The organism is Priestia sp. P5_B4 (assembly GCF_056400385.1).
Map to the genome: position 1 here is coordinate 1 of NZ_JBFULJ010000377.1, position 3,574 is coordinate 3,574.

Annotated in this window: 4 protein-coding genes; 1 reads left to right on the plus strand and 3 read right to left on the minus strand. The window is 36.8% G+C overall.

The window, feature by feature from the left end:
- The first annotated feature begins 426 nt into the window (after positions 1-426).
- Positions 427-927: an N-acetyltransferase family protein gene (locus AC1DRF_RS19625; RefSeq protein WP_477741460.1), complete on the plus strand. Its 501-nt coding sequence runs from the start codon at positions 427-429 to the stop codon at positions 925-927.
- Between the two features lie 34 nt (positions 928-961).
- Here the strand turns inward: AC1DRF_RS19625 and uraH are convergent, their stop codons facing one another.
- From uraH to AC1DRF_RS19640, 3 genes are read right to left on the minus strand one after another with little or no spacing between them, the layout of a single operon-like run.
- Positions 962-1,318: a hydroxyisourate hydrolase gene (uraH, locus tag AC1DRF_RS19630; RefSeq protein WP_013057215.1), complete on the minus strand. Its 357-nt coding sequence runs from the start codon at positions 1,316-1,318 to the stop codon at positions 962-964.
- The gene (gene uraD, locus AC1DRF_RS19635; protein WP_477741461.1) at positions 1,315-1,842 is read right to left on the minus strand and encodes a 2-oxo-4-hydroxy-4-carboxy-5-ureidoimidazoline decarboxylase; all 528 of its coding nucleotides are present in this window, start codon (positions 1,840-1,842) and stop codon (positions 1,315-1,317) included. The genes uraH and uraD overlap by 4 nt, the downstream gene beginning before the upstream one ends.
- A 12-nt stretch (positions 1,843-1,854) precedes the next feature.
- Positions 1,855-3,177: a nucleobase:cation symporter-2 family protein gene (locus AC1DRF_RS19640; protein ID WP_427076454.1), complete on the minus strand. Its 1,323-nt coding sequence runs from the start codon at positions 3,175-3,177 to the stop codon at positions 1,855-1,857.
- Positions 3,178-3,574 lie beyond the last annotated feature (397 nt).

Here is a 3,574-nt window from a genome sequence, read left to right on the forward strand (position 1 = left end):
GTACTTTCATAATAATTTCCTTTCACAGACCAATAATTAAGGAGGATAGGTACATAAAATTTCCACTTTTTCTATTCTAAACGATTACAAGTGAAATTACATTTATTGCTTTCTTTCTTCACAAAAAACAGGATAATAGTCATACGTTTTCTATAAAAGGTCTCCTTAGATCAAAATCAAACCTATATAAAAAGAAGATAAATGGAAATCGAAAGAGGAAACCTAAAAAATTTACAGAAGTTGATAAGTGATTTAAAATTATACAAAGGAAAAAAGCATTTCAAAAAAAGGGAGATTAGTAGGTTTTTTGTTCTACTTCCACTTCTTAAAAAGTCGTATTTTTCGTAAGAAACTGTAAAGCTATATTTTATAAAGGTGAACCAATACATATACAAACAAAAGGGACACAGAAAAAGGGGGATCAGCATGGAAATTAGAGAACTAGAATTACATGATGCTGCAAWCTTTGTAGAGTTGCTTAAACAGATTGAAGAAGAAAGTAAGTTTATGCTGTTTGAAAGCGGAGAGCGAAAGCTGAGTACAGATCAACAGGAGAAAAACATCGAAATCTTTAAGCAGCAGCCAAACTCTACGATTATTGTCGCAGAAGAAAGCGAGATGCTTGTKGGATATATAGCTGCAACAGGGGGCGAAGCTAACCGAAACGCTCACATCGCTTCTCTAACATTAGGTATTCGAAAGACGTTCCAAAATCAAGGGATTGGGACTGTTTTAATCGGTGCACTTGAAGAATGGGCGAGAGAACACCATATTCATCGTCTTGAACTGACAGTCGCTATACAGCATGAAAAGGCTCTTTCTTTATATGATAAAGTAGGATTCGAAATTGAAGGAACAAAAAAACATTCACTCCGAATTGGCGGTTTGTTTATTGATGAGTACTATATGTCTAAATTGCTGAACTAAAAAAGAAACGACGTTTAAAGACGCCGTTTCTTTTTTAACTTCCTCTATAAATTTGGTATCCCCACGGTGACACAAGCAAAGGGACGTGATAATGTTCTTGTTCAGAAGACAATCCGACTCGAACAGAAACTTGATTTAAAAAGGGCGGATTTGTTGTTTGGACTTCTTGTTTTTTATAATATTCCCCAATATGAAACAGAAGTTCGTAATCTCCTGATTCAAACGCTTCAGAAGAGAAGAGTGGAGTTACTAACCTCCCGTCTTCATTTGTAGTACCGTGTGAAATTTTTATTCGTTTACTTTCCGACTGAATATGATAAAAATCAACTTTGACAAAAGCAGCCGGACATCCGTGGGTAAGATCTAAAATATGCGTTGTGATTTTAGTCATGCTCGTTTCTTTGTCTCCTTATCTTCAGTGATTTTATCAGTTAAGCGAAAGAAAGCAATCTTATATACTTCTTCTAATGCTGTATCAAACTCCGTTTGCTCGGTATTTAGTAAACGACTTTGCATTGCCTCGTAGATATCTTCTTTTTGTTTACCTCGTACTGCCAAAATAAAAGGAAACGGAAACTTCTCCATATACGTTCCATTAAGAGAAGAAAACTGTTCATACTCATCTTGCGTTAAGTTTTGTAAGCCTGCTTTGGTTTGTTCTTCAGCAGAAGCAGATGTCATGGCAATATTTTCACCTAGATTTGGATGARCTTGCAGCAGCTTCAGCTGTTTTTCTACAGACGCTTGCGCTACAATTTCTTTCATCATGCCATGAAGTTGTTCAACGGAAGAGAAAGGGCCTTTAGAATAAGCCTCTTCTGCAACCCAAGGTGAATGCTCAAATATATCACCAACTAGTGAAACAAAATGCTGCTTGCTAAGTTGATTTACATACTGCACAGATACGTTATTCATATTACACCACCTTTATTTTATTTCTGAATAATCTGTCTTCTCCAAAGAGACAGAAGGTACTTTGCGTTCAATTGATGTGTTAAAAAAGAGATTTAATAAAATGGCAGCTAAACTTCCCGTAATAACTCCATCGCTTACAATTACGCGCAAAGCATTTGGGAGCTGAGCGAATAAATCAGGTACCACCGTTACACCAAGGCCGAGTGAAAGAGAGCACGCAATAATCAGCAAATTTTCTTGTTTGGACAAATCAACAGCACTTAGCATTTTGATGCCTGATGAAATAACTAAACCAAACAACACGACCATTGCTCCTCCTAAAACAGGGGTGGGAATAATGGTTGTAAAAGCAGCTATTTTCGGAACAAGCCCCAGTAATACGAGAATGAAGCCGGCTACTACCACYACATTTTTTGTTTTTACTTTCGATAATTGAACCAGTCCTACATTCTGAGCGAATGTATTGTAAGGGAAAGCATTAAATAGCCCTCCAAGGACAATGGCGATTCCTTCTGCACGGTAGCCTTTTGTAAAATCCTTTTCTTTTAATTCCCGATCACACAGCTTTCCTAACGCTAAAAATACGCCTGTAGACTCAATAATAATGACCAAGCATACGAGAATCATTGTTAAAATAGGGCCGATTTCAAAAGTGGGCATCCCAAAATAAAAAGGAGTGGGAACGTGCAGCCAAGAAGCTTCATTAAAATTAGTAAAATCAACTTTTTCCATTAATATAGCGGCTATTGTTCCGGCTACAATTCCAATTAACACGGAAAGAGAACGAAGAAAACCGCTGAAAAATCGATTTAAAATTAAAATAAGCGCTAGAACACCAAAAGAAAGAAGAAGATTTGAAAGAGAACCAAAATCTTTGCTTCCCACTCCTCCTGCCATATTTCGGACAGCGGATGGTACAAGTGATAAACCAATCATCGTCACAACCGTTCCGGTGACAACGGGAGGGAAAAATTTAATAATTTTGCCTAAAAAACTTGCTGCCAGTACGATGAAAATACCACCGGCAATAATCGCTCCGTAAACAGCGCTAATTCCATATTGAGTTCCAATTGCAATCATAGGAGTCACAGCTACAAATGAGCTTCCAAGTACAACAGGAAGACCAATACCAAACCACCTGTTCGTCCATGCCTGCAGCAGCGTAGCTAGTCCGCATGTTAGCAAATCAATGGCCACAAGATAGGATAAGTCATGGGCATTTAAATTCAATGTGCGCCCCACCATCAGCGGAACGAGAATGGCACCCGCATACATAGCAAGTACGTGCTGTAATCCCAATGAAGCTAGTCGAAACGGTCGATTTTGGTTATTCACCTAAAAACCCCCTTTAATTATATCACATGTAATGTTAATAAATATTACATTTAGAATGATACATTAATAGTAAAATGTTTTTTAAGGGATGTCATTAGTCAAGTTGACCAAAAACAGAGGTTTCAATATCTACTTTTTTACAATATATAGAGAAGCAGGTAAGCTATTGTGTAAAGAGATGTTACATTTATTTTTTAGTACCAGATATTAATATCAAGTGATATAATTTTGTATATATTTTCAAACAATAGAGGGAAGAGGAAATGTTTATGTATAATCTTGCGGCTCACGTATGTAAATTTTTATTAAAAAGAAGAGGTAAGCTTTACATAAGGAATAAAGAGTCTTTACCAACAGACACGGGTTTTGTGATCGCTTGTTCGCATAAGGGATGGGT